Origin of the sequence: Micromonospora sp. NPDC127501 (genome assembly GCF_040302185.1) — a bacterium.
In the GTDB taxonomy this organism is placed as follows: Bacteria; Actinomycetota; Actinomycetes; order Mycobacteriales; family Micromonosporaceae; genus Micromonospora.
Genome location: NZ_JBEORJ010000021.1, coordinates 13,366 through 31,837, shown reverse-complemented (window position 1 = coordinate 31,837; position 18,472 = coordinate 13,366). Strand labels below are relative to the sequence as shown.

The window sequence follows — 18,472 nt, the reverse complement described above, 5'->3', positions numbered from 1 at the left end:
CCCCGTCTACCCACCCCCCCCCCCGCCGGCGCGGGGGCCCGCGGCGGCGCCCCCCGGCGCTGTTTCGTCACCTGATCAGCTGTCGGGTTGACCCGGCCGGTCCTCCAGGTCAGCGGACCCTGCGGAGCTGGTCGGCTTACCGGCCTCCCCGGTCGGCACGCTCGGTGTGTCCGGCCGGTCGCTGGTCGGTGGCGCCGACTCCCCATCCAACAGCGCGGTCAGCGCAGCCCCGGTGATCCGCCGGAACGTCCGGCCGACCCGCTGACGGTCCAGCACCGCCACCTCGAGCTGGTTCGCGGCGATCGTGCGGGCGGCCCCACCCTCGCCGCCGACGGTGCTCAGTGCCTGCACCGCGACCTGGACCGCCTCACCGAGGGACATGTCCGGCCGGTGGTTGGACTTCAGCACGCCGGTGATGGCCTCAGCCTGACCACCCATCGCCATCCGTCCAGGCTCGTCGTTGACCGAACCGTCGTAGGTGAGCCGGTACAGTTCGTCGTCAGCCGCCGTGGCCCCGACCTCCGCCACGCAGATCTCCACCTCGAACGGCTTCGACTGCTCGGTGAAGATCGCGCCAAGTGTCTGCGCGAACGCGTTGGCCAGGGCCCGACCGGTGACGTCCCGGCGGTCGTAGCTGAGCCCGTTCAGGTCGGCCATCCGCACGCCGGCCCGCCGGAGGTTCTCGAACTCGTTGTAACGGCCGACCGCGGCGAAGCCGATCCGGTCGTAGATCTCACTGACCTTGTGCAGGGCGCTGGAGAGGTTCTCCGCGACGAAGAGCACCCCGCCGGAGTAGCTCAGGACCACGGCGCTACGCCCGCGAGCAATGCCCTTACGGGCCAGCTCGGAGCGGTCACGCATGATCTGTTCGGGCGAGGCGTAGAACTGCATGGCCACGGCGGCGGTTCTCCTAACGGCGCTGTGCTGACGACTGCTGGCTGGTGGGGGTGGTCGGTCGGAACTAACCGCCCGGGTTTTCCATCCGGCCGGCGACCACGCCCTCGGCGATCGTCGCCGTCTCGGCGTCGGTGAGCCGGTAGGTGCCCTCGGCAGTCGCGGTCATCACCACGGGATAGATCCGCCGGGTCAGGTCGGGCCCGCCGGTCGCGGTGTCGTCATCGGCCGCGTCGTAGAGCGCCTCGACCGCCAGCCGCGTCGCGTCCCCGACGGTCAGCCCGACCCGGTACCGCTTCTTCAACGCGGACTTGGCGAACAACGACCCCGACCCGATCGCGTCGTAGCCGGTCTCCTCGTACGGGCCACCGGTCACATCGAAGCTGAAGATCCGACCGGCCCGCGCCGGGTCGGCGGCGGCCAGGTCGAACCCGGCGAAGAGCGGCACCACGGCCAACCCCTGCATGGCCGCCCCCAGATTGCCCCGGATCATCGAGGCCAACCGGTTGGCCTTACCGTCCAACGAGAGCATCGCGCCCTCGATCTTCTCGTAGTGCTCCAACTCCACCTGGAACAGTCGCATCAGCTCGATGCCGATACCGGCGGTGCCCGCGATGCCGACCAACGAGTACGCGTCGGCGGGGTGCACCTTCTCGATGTCGCGCTGGGCGATCAGGTTGCCCATGGTGGCCCGTCGGTCGCCCGCCATCACCACACCCTCGGCGGCCGCGATGGCCACGATGGTGGTCGCGTGCGGCGCCAGGTCGGCGGCCATGCCCGGCGGCAGCGGTCGCCGACCGGGCAACATCTCGGGGGCCACCCGACTCAGAAACGTCGTGAAGGAGGACGTCCCCGCGTTGGTGAACACATCTGGTAGACGCCCGGATGGATCAAAGCCCGCTGCCACGTGGTTCCTCTCAGGTACGTGATCGCCCTGGCCAGCCTCATGGGACTGTCACGGAACTGGCCAAGACCACCGTTGCAGTTGAAGCAGAGTATCCCGCGCACCGATCCGGTGCGATGATCGTGGTCCAGATGTTGCGGGTCGGCACCGCCACAGATCGCGCAGACCCCGCCCTGCTCGGCCAGGAGCTCCTGAAACTCTTTCTCGCCCACGCCGTATCGGCGCCGCAGGTGGTACTCGCGGTTGCCGCCGTACAGCCGTTGCTTGGTCTCGCGCGTGCGGCCGTTGTGGCACGGCTTGCAGTATGTGCCGTACCCGGTGCTGTCCGAACGGTTACGGGGGAACTCAGCCAATGGCTTGGCCGTCCCGCAGTCCACGCAGAATCGGTGTCCTTCCGGAACCTCCCGCGCTTCCCGGACCTCCCGGCTGTGCTTCTCCTTCACCCGCTTCGCATAGCTGCCTTCGACCGCTCGTTGAAGCATGGCTTGCAGGAGCTGCCGCGACCGCTGGGCCGTTTACTGCTGGAGCAGAAGTCGTTCAGCGGCTTCCACTCCCCGCAGTCGCGGCACCGCCGTAGCCCGTCCTGATCTTCCCCCGAGGAAGCCATGTCCGACATGCCCTACTTGTCTACTGACCTCCCTTTTGCACGTAACCCCTCACAAACTCCTCTGCGTTCTCTTCGAGGACGGAGTCGATCTCGTCGAGGAGGTCGTCGACGTCCTCGGTGATCTCGGCGTGCCGCTCGGCCACCTCGGGGTTGGCCTCGGTGGTGACGTCCTCGATCTCCTCGCCCTGACGGGACTTGCCGGACTGCGACTGGCCGCCGCTGTCATGAGTGGCCACTGCTGCCTCCTCCACGATCGTCTGGCATGAAATCTACCCCGCCCAGGCGACAGAAAGCCCTCACGTCCGCCGTGTTCGGGTCGGGGGCGTTCGATCGCGCCGAAGCGGTCAGCCCCGAGGAGCCGGCGCGTCGGCCGTGGCCGGCACCGGCACCCGCTCCGGCTCGGGCTGCCGCTCCCCCGCGGCCTCCGCCGGTGGTGCCCCGCGGCGGAAGCGGGGCGTCCAGTCCTTGAAGCGCAGAGCCTGCTTCTCCACCAGGTGCCAGGACAGGAACGCCAGCATGACGGTGAAGACCATGACCACCGCGAAGTAGCCGACGAAGCCCCAGGCCGCCGCCCCCAGCCAGGCCAGCATCTGCTGCACGACGAAGGAGTAGATGTAGATGCCGTACGAGTAGTCGTTCTTCTGCCCCACGACATGCAGCAGCCGAGGCAACCGGACCGCGAGATAGAGGATGGCGTACTCGTAGGCGAGCAACGCCGGGCCGAACAGGTGGCCCTCCAGGGTCTGCCAGGCGGTCACGACGATGGCGAGCACGCCGAGGACGTCGCTGATGGGCAGCTTGTCGCTGTACAGGTCCGCCACGGCACCCACCAGGAACATGAACCCGAACCGCAGGAACCAGATCTTGCTGAGCGCGCCGAGCAGCGGCAGGGTACCGATGCTGCCGCTGGTGAAGTACGTCGACCCGCCGAAGCGCAGCGCCTCGTACTGGTTCCAGAGCAGCAGACCGAAGACGAGAACGGCGGCCGCGAGCACCAGCCAGCGGGCACGGCGCAGCACCGCCACCACGGCCAGCGAAGCCACGATCAGGTAGCAGAAGATCTCGTAACTGAGCGTCCAGAGTGAGCCGTCGAGGACGCTGCGACGCACCAGGTCGCCGTACGGCGTGTCCCGGAAGACGTCCATGATGCCCTGTTGGCGGTAGCCGCCCCACCAGTTGGCCTGCAGGAAGTTGACCACACCCGCCGGGTGCCGCCACAGCCCGTCCAGATCGCCGTGTTCGGCGTACCAGACGATCGGCGCCACCACGAAGCTGATGAACAGCAGACACACCCAGAGGCCCGGCCAGATCCGCAGGGCCCGGTGCCACAGGTAGCGGGGAAGGCTGGCGCGCCGAGCGCTGCGGGTGATGAGGAAGCCGGAGATGCCGAAGAAACCGGCCACCCCCAGACCGGCCACGTCGACCACCTCGGTCAACGGTCGGGCATACCCGATCACCGCAGTGTGCGCGAGGACGACCGCTACGGCAAAACACAGCCGTAGGAAGCCGAAACTGTTGGCGCGCCCGGCGTAGGCATTCGACAGCGGAACAGCCGTCACCGCACGCCGGCCAACCTGCCGGGCAGAGGGGAGCATCGCATCACCGTGGGGGTCGGGGAATGGGGGACGGCCTAGCATGCCACAAGCCGACCCCGGTGGAGGCACCCGGACGTCAGCCTCCGGTCAAGGTCTCCAGCAGGTCCTTAGCGCTAGCACAGCGGTCGAACAGCGCCCCGACGTGCGCGCGGGTGCCCCGCTCCGGCTCCATCATCGGGACCCGGACCAGCGACTCACGACCCACGTCGAAGATCACCGAATCCCAGCTCGCGGCGACCACCTCGGAGGCGTACTGGGCGAGGCAGCGACCGCGGAAGTAGGCCCGGGTGTCCTCCGGCGGCTCGGTCATGGCGCTGCGCGTCTCGTCGTCGGTGAGCAGCGTCTTCATCGCCCCCCGGCTGACCAGGCGGTGGTAGAGGCCCTTCTCCGGCCGGACGTCGGAATACTGAAGGTCGACAAGCTGGAGCTTGTGCGAGCCCCAACCGAGCTTCTCCCGCTCCCGGTAGCCCTCCAGCAGCCGCAGCTTGGCCACCCAGTCCAACTCGTCGGCACAGAGCATCGGATCCCGGCCCAGCCGGTCCAGGACGCTCTCCCAGCGGTCGAGCACGTCGATGGTCTGCTCGTCGGCGTCGGTGCCGTACCGGTCGTCGACAAAGGACCGGACCCGCTCCAGGTAGGCCCACTGCAGGTCCAGTGCGGTGAGTTTGCGGCCGTCGCGCAGTCGCATCCGGTGCGTCAGGGAGGGGTCGTGGCTGACGGCGCGTAGCTCGCTGACCGGGTCGGCGATGCCGAGGTCGGCCCCGAGCGCCTTCTCCTCGATCATGGTGAGGATCAGGGCGGTGGTGCCGACCTTGAGGTAGGTGGAGATCTCGGAGAGGTTGGCGTCGCCGATGATGACGTGCAGCCTGCGGTACTTGTCGGCGTCGGCGTGCGGCTCGTCGCGGGTGTTGATGATCGGGCGCTTGAGCGTGGTCTCCAGGCCCACCTCGACCTCGAAGAAGTCGGCACGTTGGGAGATCTGGAAGCCGCTCTGGCCGCCGTCCTGGCCGATGCCGACCCGGCCGGCGCCGCAGACGATCTGCCGGGTGACGAAGAACGGCGTCAGGTACGCCACGATGTCGGCGAACGGCGTCTGGCGGCGCATCAGGTAGTTCTCGTGTGCGCCGTAGCTGGCGCCCTTGTTGTCGGTGTTGTTCTTGTAGAGGTGGATCGGCTGGGTGCCCGGGATGGTGGCGGCCCGGCGGGACGCCTCGGCCATCACCCGCTCGCCGGCCTTGTCCCAGCGCACGATGTCCCGGGGGGTGGTGACCTCCGGGGTGGAGTATTCGGGGTGGGCGTGGTCCACGTAGAGGCGTGCGCCGTTGGTGAGTATCACGTTGGCCAGGCCCAGGTCTTCGTCCGCGAGGGCCTCGGCGGGGTCGTACGCGGCACCGGAGTAGGTGAAGCCACGGGCGTCGCGCAGCGGCGACTCCTCCTCGTAGTCCCACCGGGCCCGGCCGCCCCGGTTGAGTTCCGGACGTGCCCCGTAGGCGTTCACCACCTGCGACGAGGTGACCATCGGGTTGGCTCCGGCCTGCCCGGGCACGGAGATGCCGTACTCGACCTCGGTGCCCATGATTCGCCGTACGCTCATGCCGCGCCCCGCTTCAGCTCGCTGACGTACCGGTCGACGCCCACCGCCGGCCGGCGCGTTACCGCTCGATCGGCCCTGTACTCCAGACTAGTCCGAATCCGACAGCAACGCCCGCACCGGGCGTGGTCGGCCGGTCGGCCGATCAGCGCAGGTCCGCCGCCGGTGTCTGCTCGGCGATCGCGGGCGTCGGCTCGTCGGCCTCGCTCAGTGGGCGCATCGAGACCCGCCAGGCGAGGACGCCGAGCAGGGTCAGACCGAGCACGCTCGCCAGCAGGGGCGTGATCGAACCGAGTGGTGGGTGCCAGTCGCCGGCGAAGGGGTTGATGGTGCGGAAGGTCAGGTACTTGGGCAGCCCGTCCTGCCACCGCACCATCGTCAAGATCAGCGTGAAGAGTTGGATCGGCAGGAGCAGGATGACGCTGAGCCGGACCAGGGTGCGGCTGCGGGCCGCATCGAGCCCGCGCTCCTCCCAGACGTACGCGGCGAACAGCATCACCCCGCCGAGCATCGGCAGCATGTAGCGGCCCTGGGTGACGAACCCGGTCTGCTTGACCAGGGCCACCTGCATCACGGACGGCACGACGGTGCCGGCGACGATCAGGACGAGCAGCCGCCCACGGTCGACCAACCGGCCGAAGACGAACGCCCCGATCAACAGCGTCGCGGCGACGAACTGCCAGGTCAGGTAGATCGGCGCGGGCATCCGGGTGTCCAGCCATGACGTCACTCCGACCATCTGGTCGAGGTAGCTGCGCCACCGGTCGGCCTCGGCGAGGGCGGCCTGGCCGTAGGTGTACACGTGGCCGCCGTACTTGCCGAGGTCGGAGGACTTCATCACGACGCCCCAGCCGACGGCGGTGAGGGCCGCGACGGCGATGCCGCCGACCCACCACCACACGGCCTTCTCGCGCACCAGCCGGCCGACGTTGCTCTGCCTCCACGGGAACGCGAAGGCGACGAACGCCGCGGCCAGCCAGAGCGGCCCGGTCTGCCGCAGCATCGCGAGCAGCAGGCCGCTGATGCCGGCCAGGATGAGGAGTCCGTGGTGCGGCTTCGGCCGGCGGTCCAGGAACAGGGGGATGGTGGCCGCGAAGAACGCCACGCCGGCGGCGATCTCCACGCCGTTGGGGTTGACGGCGCTGGCCATCTGGGCGGCCATCGGGGTGACGGCGACCAGCAGGCCGGCGATCATCAGACGACGCCGGGACCAGTTCACCGCCACGACGAACGCGCTGGCCAGCAGTGCCGCGGCGATGCCGGCGCTGATGAACCGGGCGAGCAGCACCCCGGACCAGCCCGGCCAGATGTCGAGCGGCCAGCCCACCAGGGCGTAGTAGACGGGGTGGTAGCGACCGGCGCCGGTGCCGGCGCGCACCGGGGTGTCGTCGCTGCCCGGTGGGACCGCGCAGGCGGCGGAGACGGTCGGCTTGAACTGCCAGCACTGCTCCCTGACCAGGCCGGCGGGCACGTCCTGGAAGGCTCCCGAGCCCTTCTTCGCGGCTGCCGGCGGCGGGGCGATCTCCCCCGCCGCCACACCGGCGGCGCGGATCATGTGCTCGCGCTCGTCCGGTGTGCCGTCGTAGGGGGCGGCGACCGACCAGGCCCCGATGGTCAGCAGGAAGCCGACGAACGCCAGGATCCAGATCCGGCGGGCGCCGGCGACGGCGCCGTCGCCGGCCGCAGGTTGTTCGGTCATCGCGGTTCTCTGCGCTGCCTTTCAGGGGGCGTGGAACGGATCAGGGCGCGGTACCGGTCAGTCCGGCGTCGACTGGATGTCCAGGGTGAGCGCGGAGATCAGCATGTGGATGCCGGTCAGCAGCGGCCCGACGCAGAGCAGGACGCTACCGGTGGTGGCAACCGGTGGGCCGAGGGTCTCCGCCAGCACCCAGATCCCCCAGCCGGAGCCGAACAGGATGAGGAACAGGCCGGTGAAGAACAGCAGCGCGACGGCGGAGAACGAGGCGAGCACGTGCTTGAGCAGCATCCGCCGCCAGAAGCCCCGGAACAGGAGGCTGGCGATGCGGGGGGCCACCCGGTGGATGCGCATCGTCGACACCTCCTCGCCGTAGCTGGCGGGGACCGGTACGTCCTTGGCTCGGGCGTTGGCGATGTTGAGCCAGATCAGGAGGTCGTTCTCGAACTCGTAGCCGCGCGCCACGGCGGCGACGTTGAGCCGCAGCAGGGCCGAGCGGGACACCGCGGTGTAGCCGTTCTGCGGGTCGAAAAGGTTCCAGTAGCCGCTGGCGACCTTGGTCGCGAACGACAGGGCCACGCTCCCCAGCATCCGTACGGCCGGCATGTCGGCGAACGACGTGCGGGAGAAGAAGCGGTTCGCCTTGGTGAACTCGTAGCCGTCGTCGCAGATCGGGTCGAGCAGCGCCGGCAGGTAGGCCGGGTCCATCTGGGCGTCACCGGCCATCACGACGTTGATGTCGGCGCCCAGGGCGAGGGCCCGCTCGTGCCCGTCCATGATCGAACCACCGACGCCGGTGTTCTTCTCGTGGTCGATGACGACGACCCGCGGGTCACCCACCGCGCGAGCCCGCTCGGAGGTGTCGTCGGTGGAGCAGTCGTTGATCACCACGATGAAGTCCACGAAGTCGGGCATCGTGGTGATCGTCTTGCCGATCAGCCGGCTCTCGTTGTAGGCCGGGACGACAGCGGCGATCTTCTGACCCTTGTACATGCTCAGCCGACCAGGGCGGTGTCGCGGATCTGGAGGCACACCTCGAGCGCGGCCAGGCCGTCCTCGCCGCTGACCACGGGCCGGCGACGGTTGACGACGCAGTCGGCGAAGTGCCGCAGCTCGTGCATCAGCGGCTCGCCGTGCTGGGAGAGGAAGGGGATCTCGACCCGCCCGCTCTGCCGGTAGCGCACGCCGCCCTCGGAGAGGAACTCGGAGTGCTCGATCCGGTGCACCTCCACCTGCTGGCGCAGCAGGTCGGCGATGACGCAGTCGTTGCGCTGGGTGAGGGTGACGCGGCGGATCTTGTTCTGGCTGACTCGGCTCGCCGTGATGTTGGCGATCATGCCGTTCTCGAACATGAGCAGGGCGAAGGCCAGGTCCTGCTCGGTGGAGCGGACGATCCGGGTCGCCGCGCGGTGCGCCACGATCTCCGAGCCAGCCACCGTGCGGGCCAGGTCCACGTCGTGGATCATCAGGTCCAGCAGGACGTCGGCGAGGGCACGGTTGGAGAACGGGCCGACCCGGGTGATCTCCAACGACAGCGGGTCGTCCACCAGTTGGAGGAGCTCGGTGACCGCCGGGTTGAAGCGCTCGACGTGGCCGACCATCAACACGCGTTCGTGCTTCTCCGCGAGGTCGATGAGGTGCCGCGCGTCGGCGACGGAGGTCGCGATCGGCTTCTCGACGAGGAGGTCCCGGCCGCTGCGCAGGATGCGCGCGCCCAACTCGCCGTGCGTCTCGCTCGGGGTCGCCAGGATGACCGCGTCCACGCCGGCGAGCGCCTCGTCGATGTCGGTCGTGTAATCCGCGCCGATGGCCTTGGCCAGGGTGGCGGCCCGCTGGGGGTCGGGGTCGCAGACGGAGGTGACGGTGACGTCCGGCGTGGCGCGGGCCACGCGACCGTGGTTCGCGCCCATGATGCCCGCGCCGATGATCGCCAAATTAGGCATTGAACGCACCTCGTACGGCCTCGATCACCTGGTCGACGTCGTCGTCGGCGAGGTGTTGGTGAACAGGAAGGGAGAGCGCCTCCTCGGCGGCGCGAAGGGCACGAGGGGTCTCGTCCGTGCCGATCTGGGGGTGACCCACGTAGCAGTCGTAGTGGTGCATGAGGCGGGGGTAGTACAGACCGTAGCCGATCTGCCGCTCATCAAGCCGCTTGCCGAGGTCGTCGCGGCTCAGTGGCGCGTCGGCGCCGATACGCACGGTGTACTGGTGCCAGACGTGGCTTCGTCCAGCCGGCACCGACGGGGTGGTCAGCCCGGGCAGGTCGGCGAGGCCGGCGGTCAGCCGCGCGGCGTTCGAGGCCCGGCGAGCCGTGGTCTCGGCCAGTCGGCCGACCTGCGGCACGGCGATGGCCGCCTGCAGGTCGGTCAGTCGCCAGTTGTGGCCCGGCGCCTCGTACTGGTAGCGCACCCGCATGCCCTGGTTGCGCAGCAGCCGGAGCCGGTCCGCGATGGCGTCGTCGGAGGTGGTGATCAGACCGCCTTCGCCGCACTGCAGGTTCTTCGTGGCGTACATGGAGAAGCAGCCGACCCCGAACGAACCGACCGCCCGGTCACCGACGCGCGCGCCGTGCGCCTGGGCGGCGTCCTCGACGATCGCGAGCCCGGCGGTCTCGGCGATCGCGGTGAGGGCCGTCATGTCGGCGGGCAGGCCGTAGAGGTGCACCGGGAGGATGGCCTTGGTCCGTGCGTTGACCAGCGCCTGGACCGAGTCCGGGTCGATGGTGAAATCGTCACGGATGTCGGCGAAGCGGACCGTCGCTCCGGACTCGAGAATCGCGTTCAGGGTCGCCGCGAAGCTGAAGGGAGTGGTGATCACCTCGTCGCCGGGCTGGAGACCGAGCGCTTCGAGGGCGGCCACCAGAGCGACGGTGCCGTTGCTGACGGCCACGGCGTGGGGGACACCGCAGAGCTCCGCGAACGACCGCTCCAGTTCGGCGACCATCGGTCCCTGAGCCAGCCTGCCGGACCGCAGAACCGACAGGACCGCGGCCTCTTCCTCGGGGCCGATGACCACCGAAGTGATGGGAATAGACATGAGGGGTTGTCTCCTGTGAGGTTCAGCGGCCTTCGAGTACGCCGGTGGGCAACTGCTCGTCGCCGCGGGCGACCACCTCGCCGTTGCGGTTGACCCAACCGAGATGCCGGGCCGGGTTGCCGGCCACGAGTTGGTACGGCTGCACGTCCCGCGTGACGACCGCGCCCGCGGCCACGAGGGCGAACTCCCCGATCTCGGTGCCGCAGACGATCGTGGCGTTGGCGCCGATGGAGGCGCCCGTGCGGACCAGGGTCGGCGTGACCTTCCAGTCCGGGTTCTGGGCGCGCGGGTTGAGGTCGTTGGTGAAGACCGCGCTCGGGCCGACGAACACCTCGTCCTCGAGCGTGACGCCGTGGTAGACCGAGACGTTGTTCTGCACCTTGACGCGGTCGCCGATGGTGACCCCGGCGTCGACGAACACGTTGCGTCCGAGCGTGCAGTCGGCGCCGATGCGGGCGGTCGACCGGACATGCGTCAGATGCCAGATCCGAGTCCCGGCTCCGATCTCGGCCCCGGCTTCCACCTCGGCTGTCGGGTGGACGGAGACGCTCGGCATGTCGGTCACTGCACACCTTCGGGGGGTCTCGGGGCGATCGCGGGACGGGGAGACGATAGCGTGCTCCACCGTGACGACACATGGCGGGTCCGCATCCAAGGGTCAGCGATGAAGGCGGCGGCCTCGTCGACGTTCGCGGGCCTGACACGGCGCAGCGAGGTGCGATTTCTCATCGTCGGAGGCCTCAGCGCGATCACCGACACCAGCGCGCTCTACCTGTTCCACGGTGTGCTGGGGGTGTGGCTGCCGGTCGCCACGGTGCTCGCCTTCGCCGTGGCGTTCGTGGTCAACTTCGGGCTCAACCGCGCATGGTCGTTCGGCTCGACCGGTGACGTCGGTGGTCAGGCCTGGCGGTATCTGCTGCTGGTGATCGTCAACCTGGCTCTCACGGTCGCTCTCGTGCAGGGGTTGACCTGGGCCGGCCTTCCGTACCTGGTCGCGAAGGTGCTCACCACAGGGGGGCTGGCGGTGCTGAATCTCTTCGTCTCCCGCAAGTGGATCTTCACCGACGGTCCGAGCTGACCGCAGGACTGCCCGCTGGACTTCGGCGGAACGTCAACCGGGGCGACGCGTCGACACGCGTCGCCCCGGTTGAACTGCGGCTCTACAGGTACTGACCGGTGTTGCTGGCGGTCTCGATGGACCGGCCGGCCTCGGCGCCCTTGCCGCCGGAGACGAGCGTGCGGATGTAGACGATCCGCTCACCCTTCTTGCCGGAGATGCGCGCCCAGTCGTCGGGGTTGGTGGTGTTGGGGAGGTCCTCGTTCTCGCGGAACTCGTCGACGCAGGCGTCGAGCAGGTGCTGCAGGCGCAGCCCCTTGCGACCCGAGGTGAGGAACTCCTTGATGGCCATCTTCTTGCTCCGGTCGACGATGTTCTGGATCATCGCGCCGGAGTTGAAGTCCTTGAAGTAGAGGACTTCCTTGTCACCGTTGGCGTAGGTGACCTCGAGGAATCGGTTCTCCTCGGTTTCCGAGTACATCCGCAGCACCACGGCGTCGATCATCGCCGCGACGGTGGCCTGGGGGTCGGTGCCGTGTTCGGCCAGGTCGTCCGGGTGCAGGGGCAGCCCGGAGAGGATGTACTTGGAGAAGATGTCCTTGGCCGCCTCGGCGTCCGGTCGCTCGATCTTGATCTTCACGTCGAGGCGACCGGGGCGCAGGATCGCCGGGTCGATCATGTCTTCCCGGTTGGAGGCGCCGATGACGATGACGTTCTCCAGCCCCTCAACGCCGTCGATCTCGCTGAGCAGCTGCGGAACGATGGTGTTCTCCACGTCGGAGGAGACACCGGAGCCGCGGGTCCGGAAGATCGAGTCCATCTCGTCGAAGAACACGATCACCGGCGTGCCCTCGCCGGCCTTCTCCCGGGCGCGCTGGAAGATCAGCCGGATGTGCCGCTCGGTCTCACCGACGTACTTGTTGAGCAGCTCCGGGCCCTTGATGTTGAGGAAGAAGCTGGTGTGCTTCTCCTTGCCCTGCCGCTCGGCGATCTTCTTGGCCAGCGAGTTGGCCACCGCCTTGGCGATGAGCGTCTTGCCACAGCCGGGTGGGCCGTAGAGCAGGATGCCCTTGGGTGGGCGGAGCTGGTGCTCACGGAACAGGTCCGCGTGCAGGAACGGCAACTCCACCGCGTCGCGGATCTGCTCGATCTGCGACTGGAGGCCACCGATGTCGCCGTAGTCGACGTCAGGCACCTCCTCCAGGACCAGCTCCTCGACCTCGCTCTTCGGGATCCGCTCGTACGCGTACGCCGAGCGGGGCTCGATCATGAGCGAGTCGCCGGCCCGGATCGCCGAGCCGATGAGCGTCTCGGCGAGGTGCACGATGCGCTCCTCGTCGGAGTGGGAGACCACCAGCGCCCGGTCGCCCGGCCCGCCGTTCGGTCCCTCCAGGATCTCCTTGAGCATCACCACTTCGCCAACCCGCTCGTAACCGAACGCGTCGACGATGTTGAGCGCGTCGTTGAGCAGGACCTCCTGGCCGCGCCGCAGGTCACCCACGTCGAGCGAGGGCGAGACCGCGACCCGCAGTTTGCGGCCACCGGTGAAGACGTCCACCGTGCCGTCCTCGTGCTTGGCCAGGAAGACTCCGTAACCGCTCGGCGGTTGCGCGAGCCGGTCGATCTCCTCCTTGAGCGTCACGATCTGCGTGCGAGCCTCCTTGAGGGTGCTCACCAGCCGGTCGTTGTTCTCTGTCAGCCGCGCCAACTGTGCCTGGGTGGCCGCCAGCCGCTCTTCGAGCTGCCGGACGTGTCGGGGGCTTTCGGTCAACTTGCGCCGCACCAGGGCGAGTTCCTCTTGCAGGAACGCGACCTGCGTGGAGAGATCGTGGGCTTCCTTCTCCCACCGTGCGGCGCGCGAGTCCGCGTCGTCGCTACGTGCTGCCACGTCCCACCTCCCCGGGGGGCTTGAACGTTCTGCCCTAACACTAGCCGCTATGAGGCCGATTCGGTCCCACGCAACACCCTCGTCACCGAACCTTGATCGCCAAGGGTGGCCTGACGGGCCGTTACCGGCGTTCGGGTACCGTCGGAGCGTGGCACGGGAGAACATGGGGGGTGCACAGGTGGCCGAGGTCGCGACCGACGAACTGCAGGTCTGGGTCGACCAGGACCTCTGCACGGGCGACGGGCTCTGCGTGCAGTACGCACCGGAGGTGTTCGAGTTCGACATCGACGGTCTGGCCTACGTCAAGGGCGTCGACGGTGAGCTGCGGATGGCACCGGGCAGCCGGGTCGACGTCCCCGCGCACCTGCGACTCGAGGTGATCGACTCCGCGAAGGAGTGCCCGGGCGACTGCATCCACGTGGTGCGCGGCGACGGCGTCGAGGTCGCCGGCCCGGACGCCGAGGAAGACTGACCCACCGGCCGGGCCGCGAAGGCCCGGCCGGCCCAGAACGGGGTACGCCTCAGAGCATCGGACGGCCGACCACCGAGGCGACCAACCGCGCGAACTCCTCCAACCGGGCGATCTGCCCGGCCCCGCCGTCGTCGAGGGTCTTGCCGAAGCGCAACGCGTCGTGCCGGGGTGTGCCGGCCATCTCCTCGCTCGGCGGCGCCTCGTCCAACGAGGTGAGCAGCAGGTAGACGTCGATGCTGTCGACCCGGACCTCGCCGCTCTCGGCACGGTTGAGCCGCCGCCGGCAGCCCACCTCGGTGACGGTGGAGACCGGCACCACCCGCAGCGACGAGGTCATCGAGCCCGGCGGGCCCTCCTCCGGCGGTACGTCCTCGCCGTGCCAGAGGATGAGCCGGCTGCCGTCGCAGACAACGACCTCCTGCCACACACCGTTGACCTCGTTGACGAAGCGTTCCAGGGTGAAGCCGAGCACCGACGCGCCGCGCAGCACGCCGCCGAGCGCCTCCAGGGCGACGTCCGGGTCGCGCAGGTAGGCCCGCGCCGCCGACTCCAGGTCCTGGTAGGGCGACCAGTCGGGAAAGACCGCGGGGAGGTCTCCACCGCCGTAGCCCGGTCGGCTCATGCCAGCGTCTCCCCCTGCTCGGCGCTGCCGACACCCAGCTCGATGGTCACGGCCTGTCCATCTCCCCCGCACCGTTGGATTGCGCGCCTGCGGCCTGCGCGGCGGCGGCCTGTCGGGCCGCCTCCGCCTCGCGCAGGTCCTGGCGGCGCTGCGCGTACGCCTCGGTGCCCTTGCTGGGCTTGCGCCGCCGCGGCGGCGCGGTGACCCCCGGGGCCAGCTTTCGCGCGGACACCAGGAAGGCGGTGTGCGCGATCATCCGGTGGTCCGGACGGACGGCGAGGCCCTCGGCGTGCCAGTCGCGCACCAGGGACTCCCAGGCCCGCGGCTCGGTCCAGCCGCCGCGCTCGCGCAGCGCCTCGACCAGTTCGGAGAGCTGCGGTGTGGTGGCGACGTAGCCGATGAACACCCCACCGGGCACCAGCGCCCGCTCGACCATGTCGAGGGTCTCCCAGGGGGTCAGCATGTCCAGGATGATCCGGTCGAAGCCGGTCTCCCGGCACTGCGCGACGTCGCCGACGTGCAGGTTCCACGAGGGGTGCGGCCCGTTGAAGAACGCCTCGACGTTGCGCTTGGCGATCTGGGCGAAGTCGTCGCGCAGTTCGAACGAGTGCAGCTCACCCTCGGTGCCGACGGCGCGCAGCAGGGAGCAGCTCAGCGCGCCTGAGCCGGCGCCGGCCTCGAGGACCTTCGCGCCGGGGAAGATGTCGCCCATCGCCACGATCTGCGCCGAGTCCTTGGGGTAGATCACCTGTGCGCCGCGCGGCATGGACAGCACGTAGTCCGACAGGAGGGGCCGCAGGGCCAGGAACGCGGTGCCGCCGCCGGCGGTGGTCACCACGCTGCCGTCGGGGAGCCCGATCAGAGCGTCGTGCGCCAGGATGCCGCGGTGGGTGTGGAACTCCTTGCCGGGCTCCAGCGTCACGGTGTGCATCCGCCCCTTGGGGTCGGTCAGCTGGACCCGGTCGCCGGGCCGGAACGGCCCGCGGTGCACGGGTGTCAGCGCCGGGTTGGCGGGGTCGGCGGCGACGGTGGAGGGAGTTGCGGTCACGGTGTCATCTTCCGGTTGGGTTCGAGGAGCTGTGCCAGGTCCGCGATGTGCAGAATGCCGACGACATCTTCGCCTGACGTCACCACGTACTGTGCGCCCGGGTAGGTCTGTACGGCCTCCATCACCCGCTCGCCGTCCCACCCGACCGACATCGTGGGAAGGGTGCCCAGCGACCGGGCGACGGCGTCCACCGCCAGCCACGGTCGGCGCTCGACCGGCACCGCGTCGGCGGCGGCCGGGTCGACCAGCGCCACCGGCCGACCGGTGGAGTCGGTGACCAGCAGCGCGGCGTCGGGCTGCCCGCTCTCGGCGCGTCGGCGCTGGGCCTCGGCCAGCGGCGTGCCGGTGGCCACCGACCAGACCGGACGGGCCAGCCGGGCGAGGTCGATCAGCGGGAACCGGCGGCTGACCCGGGCAGCCCGGATCGACTGGCCGGCGCCGCGCCAGAGGGTGACGGCGACCAGCAGCATCAGCGGTAGCGCCAGCGGCGCCAGCCGTCGCTCGACGGTGAGCACCAGGACCAGGGCCGCGGTGCCGACGGCGACGACCCGGCCGGCCCACCCGGCGACCTCGGTGCCGAGGTGCCGGTCGCGGGTCAGCCCCCACACGGCGGCGCGCAGCGCCCGGCCGCCGTCGAGCGGCAGCCCGGGCAGGCTGTTGAACAGCGCCACGATGACGTTGCTGACCGCGAGCTGGAAGGCGAGCTGGTGCGCCACGGTCCCCTCGGGCAGGGCGAGCGTGGCGGCGACCGCCAGGACGCCGAGCACCGCGGAGACCGCCGGGCCGGCCAGCGAGACCAGCAGGTCGACGCGGGGCGACGGGGCGTCCCGGTCCATCTCGGTGTAGCCGCCGAGCAGCTCCAGGGTGATCCCGCGCACACCGATGCCGTACCGCCGGGCGGTGAGGGCATGGCCCAGTTCGTGCAGCAGCACCGAGCCGAGCAGCGACACCACGAACCCGAACCCGATCAGGTAGCCGCTGAGCTGCGGCAGGTCCAGTTGTCGGCGGGCGAACTCGCCGTACAGCACCGCGATGAGCACCGCGAGCAGGACCATGGAGCCGTTGAGGTGCAGCGGCACCCCGAACACCTTGCCGACGTTCAGGCCGAGGCGTCGGTCCGGTCGGCGCGGCGGCCTGGTTGTCTGCTCCATCGCCACGATGCTACGGACCGTCGCTGTGTGGGGCGGGCGGCGGTCGGTGTCACACCGGTGCCCTAACCTTTGCCGACATGACGGCGGAATCGGTCACCACCTCCCAGCCCTCCCCCGCGGTGCAGGCGCCGCCGACGGTGCGGGCCTCGCTGTCCCCGTCGAGGGCGGCGGATTTCAAGACCTGCCCGCTGCTCTACCGGTTCCGCAGCATCGACCGGCTGCCCGAGCGCACCACCATCGAGCAGGCCCGGGGCACGTTGGTGCACGCGGTGCTGGAGCGCCTGTTCGATCTGCCGGCCACCGGCCGCACGCCGGAGGCGGCCGGCGACCTGGTGGCCCCCCAGTGGGACCGGCTGGTCACCGAGCAGCCCGAGCTGGCCGGGATCTTCGACGGCGCGGAGCCGGCCGGCCCGGTGGAGTTCCTCCGCTCCGCCGCCGGGCTGTTGCAGGGTTACTTCGCGGTGGAGGATCCGACCCGGCTGGAGCCGGCGGAACGCGAGAGCCTGATCTCCGCGGTCGTCGACGAGGAGCTGCTGATCCGGGGTTACCTCGACCGGCTCGACGTCGCTCCGGACGGCGCGCTGCGGGTGGTCGACTACAAGACCGGCGGCGCTCCGCGGGAGGCGTTCGAGGCGCGGGCGCTGTTCCAGCTGAAGTTCTACGCCCTGGTGCTGTGGCGCACCCGGGGGGTCGTGCCCCGGGTGCTGCGGCTGCTCTACCTGCGCGACGCCGAGGTGTTGGACTACACCCCGGACGCCGACGAACTGGTCCGCTTCGAGCGCACCGTGGTGGCGCTGTGGCGGGCGATCGAGCAGGCCACCGCCCGCCAGGATTTCCGGCCCCGGCCGAGCCGGCTCTGCGACTGGTGCAGCCACCAGGCGCTCTGTCCCAGCTTCGGCGGCACCCCGCCGCCGTTCCCGGTCGCCGCGGCGAGCGCCGACCCGCTGCGCGACTCCCGGGCCACCCCGGTGGCGCCGGGTGCCGACGAGTGACGGCCTCCTGAGCGACGCGTACGCCCGGCGCGGCGATTCAGGCCGCCGGGATCGCCGCCCGAAGCCGGAAACCCGACCGCAGCGGTGCCGTCGCGGTCGGGACAGGGCGACCGGCCGGCCTCTACGGTGATCCGCGACGCACCGGCTCGGGTACGCGAGGATGACCGGTGCGCGCCACGACGTCGGCGGGACGGGAGACGACATGAGCGATCGGGTGCCCTCGGCGCGGCCGGTGCGGATCCTGCTCGCCGACGACCAGCCGCTGCTGCGGACCGGGTTCCGGATGGTGCTGGGCGCCGAGAGCGACCTGGACGTGGTGGCGGAGGCCGGTGACGGCGTGGAGGCGGTGGAGTTGTCCCGCCGGCTGCTGCCCGACATCGTACTGATGGACATCCGGATGCCCCGGATGGACGGGGTGGCGGCGACCCGGGCCATCGTCGACGCGCGACTGCCGGTACGGGTGCTGGTGCTCACCACCTTCGACCTGGACGAGTATGTGGTGGGCGCGTTGCGGGCCGGCGCCAGCGGGTTCCTGGCCAAGGACGTGCCGGCCGAGGATCTGATCGCGGCGATCCGCACGGTCGCCGGCGGGGACGCGGTGGTGACACCTCGGATCCTGCGACGACTGCTGGACCGCTTCGCTGAACTGCTGCCCGACCCGGCGGCGACGCCGTCGGCGGCGCTCAACGCGCTCACCGACCGGGAGCGCGAGGTGCTCGTGCAGGTCGCCCGGGGGCTGTCCAACGCCGAGATCGCGACGGTCCTGTCGGTGAGCGAAACCACCATCAAGACGCATGTCGGGCATGTGCTGACCAAGCTGCGGCTGCGCGACCGGGTGCAGGCGGTGGTGCTGGCGTACGAGTCGGGTCTGGTCCGCCCCCGGGCGTAGGTCCGCAGGGCCAGGTACCTCACCCGGCGT

General features: G+C 70.0%; 19 protein-coding genes. 4 read left to right on the top strand and 15 right to left on the bottom strand.

What is annotated here, in order from left to right:
• Positions 1 to 75 precede the first annotated feature (75 nt).
• From prcA to ABTW72_RS31370, 11 genes are all read right to left on the bottom strand, one after another.
• A complete protein-coding gene (prcA, locus tag ABTW72_RS31420) occupies positions 76 to 897 on the bottom strand; it encodes a proteasome subunit alpha (protein WP_091408661.1) in 822 nt (273 codons plus the stop codon).
• A 64-nt stretch (positions 898 to 961) separates the two neighbouring features.
• Positions 962 to 1,801, bottom strand: a complete 840-nt coding sequence (prcB, locus tag ABTW72_RS31415) for a proteasome subunit beta (protein WP_350865258.1) — start codon at positions 1,799 to 1,801, stop codon at positions 962 to 964.
• On the bottom strand, positions 1,720 to 2,280 hold the full coding sequence (locus tag ABTW72_RS31410; RefSeq protein WP_350865255.1) for an endonuclease VII domain-containing protein: 561 nt from the start codon (positions 2,278 to 2,280) through the stop codon (positions 1,720 to 1,722). The genes prcB and ABTW72_RS31410 overlap by 82 nt, the downstream gene beginning before the upstream one ends.
• Before the next feature lie 145 nt (positions 2,281 to 2,425).
• Complete coding sequence (locus ABTW72_RS31405; protein ID WP_030332902.1) at positions 2,426 to 2,641, bottom strand: ubiquitin-like protein Pup; 216 nt, start codon at positions 2,639 to 2,641, stop codon at positions 2,426 to 2,428.
• A gap of 108 nt (positions 2,642 to 2,749) precedes the next feature.
• Positions 2,750 to 4,000, bottom strand: a complete 1,251-nt coding sequence (locus tag ABTW72_RS31400; RefSeq protein ID WP_350865252.1) for an acyltransferase family protein — start codon at positions 3,998 to 4,000, stop codon at positions 2,750 to 2,752.
• Positions 4,001 to 4,076: 76 nt separating this feature from the next.
• The gene (gene dop, locus ABTW72_RS31395; protein ID WP_091408647.1) at positions 4,077 to 5,594 is read right to left on the bottom strand and encodes a depupylase/deamidase Dop; all 1,518 of its coding nucleotides are present in this window, start codon (positions 5,592 to 5,594) and stop codon (positions 4,077 to 4,079) included.
• A 142-nt stretch (positions 5,595 to 5,736) separates the two neighbouring features.
• Positions 5,737 to 7,290 carry a DUF2142 domain-containing protein gene (locus ABTW72_RS31390; RefSeq protein WP_350865249.1) on the bottom strand — a complete coding sequence of 518 codons (1,554 nt, stop codon included), beginning with the start codon at positions 7,288 to 7,290 and terminating at the stop codon, positions 5,737 to 5,739.
• 57 nt (positions 7,291 to 7,347) lie between these two features.
• A complete protein-coding gene (locus ABTW72_RS31385; RefSeq protein WP_091408640.1) occupies positions 7,348 to 8,280 on the bottom strand; it encodes a glycosyltransferase family 2 protein in 933 nt (310 codons plus the stop codon).
• A 2-nt stretch (positions 8,281 to 8,282) separates the two neighbouring features.
• Positions 8,283 to 9,230: a Gfo/Idh/MocA family oxidoreductase gene (locus ABTW72_RS31380; protein WP_350865245.1), complete on the bottom strand. Its 948-nt coding sequence runs from the start codon at positions 9,228 to 9,230 to the stop codon at positions 8,283 to 8,285.
• Positions 9,223 to 10,323, bottom strand: coding sequence for a DegT/DnrJ/EryC1/StrS family aminotransferase (locus ABTW72_RS31375; RefSeq protein WP_112673562.1), 1,101 nt, complete (start codon positions 10,321 to 10,323; stop codon positions 9,223 to 9,225). The genes ABTW72_RS31380 and ABTW72_RS31375 overlap by 8 nt, the downstream gene beginning before the upstream one ends.
• Positions 10,324 to 10,345: 22 nt before the next feature.
• The gene (locus ABTW72_RS31370; RefSeq protein WP_091408899.1) at positions 10,346 to 10,879 is read right to left on the bottom strand and encodes an acyltransferase; all 534 of its coding nucleotides are present in this window, start codon (positions 10,877 to 10,879) and stop codon (positions 10,346 to 10,348) included.
• Positions 10,880 to 10,987: 108 nt separating this feature from the next.
• On the opposite strand from ABTW72_RS31370, the gene ABTW72_RS31365 reads away from it, so the two are divergent.
• A complete protein-coding gene (locus ABTW72_RS31365; protein WP_350865242.1) occupies positions 10,988 to 11,401 on the top strand; it encodes a GtrA family protein in 414 nt (137 codons plus the stop codon).
• Between the two features lie 82 nt (positions 11,402 to 11,483).
• On the opposite strand, the gene arc is transcribed toward ABTW72_RS31365, so the two are convergent.
• On the bottom strand, positions 11,484 to 13,268 hold the full coding sequence (gene arc, locus ABTW72_RS31360; RefSeq protein ID WP_030332887.1) for a proteasome ATPase: 1,785 nt from the start codon (positions 13,266 to 13,268) through the stop codon (positions 11,484 to 11,486).
• Between the two features lie 178 nt (positions 13,269 to 13,446).
• On the opposite strand from arc, the gene ABTW72_RS31355 reads away from it, so the two are divergent.
• Entirely contained in the window at positions 13,447 to 13,740 is a 294-nt protein-coding gene (locus tag ABTW72_RS31355) for a ferredoxin (protein ID WP_091408893.1), read from the top strand.
• A gap of 49 nt (positions 13,741 to 13,789) precedes the next feature.
• On the opposite strand, the gene ABTW72_RS31350 is transcribed toward ABTW72_RS31355, so the two are convergent.
• From ABTW72_RS31350 to ABTW72_RS31340, 3 genes are read right to left on the bottom strand one after another with little or no spacing between them, the layout of a single operon-like run.
• The gene (locus tag ABTW72_RS31350) at positions 13,790 to 14,362 is read right to left on the bottom strand and encodes a hypothetical protein (protein ID WP_350865240.1); all 573 of its coding nucleotides are present in this window, start codon (positions 14,360 to 14,362) and stop codon (positions 13,790 to 13,792) included.
• Positions 14,363 to 14,408: 46 nt separating this feature from the next.
• Positions 14,409 to 15,410: a tRNA (adenine-N1)-methyltransferase gene (locus ABTW72_RS31345; RefSeq protein WP_373861552.1), complete on the bottom strand. Its 1,002-nt coding sequence runs from the start codon at positions 15,408 to 15,410 to the stop codon at positions 14,409 to 14,411.
• The gene (locus ABTW72_RS31340) at positions 15,407 to 16,498 is read right to left on the bottom strand and encodes a site-2 protease family protein (RefSeq protein WP_502892274.1); all 1,092 of its coding nucleotides are present in this window, start codon (positions 16,496 to 16,498) and stop codon (positions 15,407 to 15,409) included. Before ABTW72_RS31340 ends, ABTW72_RS31345 begins: the two co-directional genes overlap by 4 nt.
• Before the next feature lie 140 nt (positions 16,499 to 16,638).
• Between ABTW72_RS31340 and ABTW72_RS31335 the strand changes: the two genes are divergently transcribed.
• Entirely contained in the window at positions 16,639 to 17,553 is a 915-nt protein-coding gene (locus tag ABTW72_RS31335) for a RecB family exonuclease (protein WP_350865235.1), read from the top strand.
• A gap of 202 nt (positions 17,554 to 17,755) precedes the next feature.
• Entirely contained in the window at positions 17,756 to 18,442 is a 687-nt protein-coding gene (locus ABTW72_RS31330; RefSeq protein WP_350865232.1) for a response regulator, read from the top strand.
• Positions 18,443 to 18,472 lie beyond the last annotated feature (30 nt).

Bases quoted from the DNA above. Each gene is read 5' to 3' on its own strand.
- ABTW72_RS31400 (WP_350865252.1), bottom strand. From the start codon at position 4,000: ATGCTCCCCTCTGCCCGGCAGGTTGGCCGGCGTGCGGTGACGGCTGTT.
- ABTW72_RS31330 (WP_350865232.1), top strand. From the start codon at position 17,756: ATGAGCGATCGGGTGCCCTCGGCGCGGCCGGTGCGGATCCTGCTCGCC.
- ABTW72_RS31380 (WP_350865245.1), bottom strand. From the start codon at position 9,230: ATGCCTAATTTGGCGATCATCGGCGCGGGCATCATGGGCGCGAACCAC.
- ABTW72_RS31365 (WP_350865242.1), top strand. From the start codon at position 10,988: ATGAAGGCGGCGGCCTCGTCGACGTTCGCGGGCCTGACACGGCGCAGC.
- ABTW72_RS31375 (WP_112673562.1), bottom strand. From the start codon at position 10,323: ATGTCTATTCCCATCACTTCGGTGGTCATCGGCCCCGAGGAAGAGGCC.
- ABTW72_RS31390 (WP_350865249.1), bottom strand. From the start codon at position 7,290: ATGACCGAACAACCTGCGGCCGGCGACGGCGCCGTCGCCGGCGCCCGC.
- ABTW72_RS31350 (WP_350865240.1), bottom strand. From the start codon at position 14,362: ATGAGCCGACCGGGCTACGGCGGTGGAGACCTCCCCGCGGTCTTTCCC.
- ABTW72_RS31370 (WP_091408899.1), bottom strand. From the start codon at position 10,879: ATGCCGAGCGTCTCCGTCCACCCGACAGCCGAGGTGGAAGCCGGGGCC.
- ABTW72_RS31410 (WP_350865255.1), bottom strand. From the start codon at position 2,280: ATGCTTCAACGAGCGGTCGAAGGCAGCTATGCGAAGCGGGTGAAGGAG.
- ABTW72_RS31385 (WP_091408640.1), bottom strand. From the start codon at position 8,280: ATGTACAAGGGTCAGAAGATCGCCGCTGTCGTCCCGGCCTACAACGAG.
- dop (WP_091408647.1), bottom strand. From the start codon at position 5,594: ATGAGCGTACGGCGAATCATGGGCACCGAGGTCGAGTACGGCATCTCC.
- ABTW72_RS31335 (WP_350865235.1), top strand. From the start codon at position 16,639: ATGACGGCGGAATCGGTCACCACCTCCCAGCCCTCCCCCGCGGTGCAG.